Origin of the sequence: Aphanothece microscopica RSMan92 (genome assembly GCF_046613545.2) — a bacterium.
Lineage (GTDB): Bacteria > Cyanobacteriota > Cyanobacteriia > PCC-6307 > Cyanobiaceae > NIES-981.
In genome coordinates this window covers 1-408 of record NZ_JBKKKY020000620.1, presented here as the reverse complement: position 1 = coordinate 408, position 408 = coordinate 1, and the positions used below count along the sequence as shown (strand labels likewise).

The window sequence follows — 408 nt, the reverse complement described above, 5'->3', positions numbered from 1 at the left end:
CAACGATCCCAACGCGGCCGATCTGTACTATACGGGTCGATACTACTCGACAGGATACAACGATGTGTCTTTTGCCGATGTGGAATTCGATCCGGACTATCTTCCGGATTCATGGAATGCCCTCTTCGAGCAGCGCTGTACTACGAAGGTCTGTGTGGAACATGCTACCCAACCGGAGCCAAGCTACAGCACACTGACCAATCCATGCGATAGCCGGAGTTGGCACCCACGGATCGTACGCTATCATACGGGAGACGGGCTGACGTATGTCTTTCGAGAGATTGTCCTGCCGTATGGTTATGATGCGTCGAATGCCGAAGACTACGAATTCGGACTGATGCCGCGCGTCTTCTATCTGGACGCCATCTACAAGGATCATCTCCTCATTGCCAGGATAGAACGGGAAGG

The 408-nt window shown here is 52.9% G+C and carries 1 protein-coding gene; it reads left to right on the top strand.

Going from position 1 to position 408, the window contains the following annotated elements; translation table 11 throughout:
• On the top strand, window positions 1-408 hold a 408-nt coding region (locus ACLD7X_RS19350), incomplete at both ends, for a hypothetical protein (protein WP_411425301.1).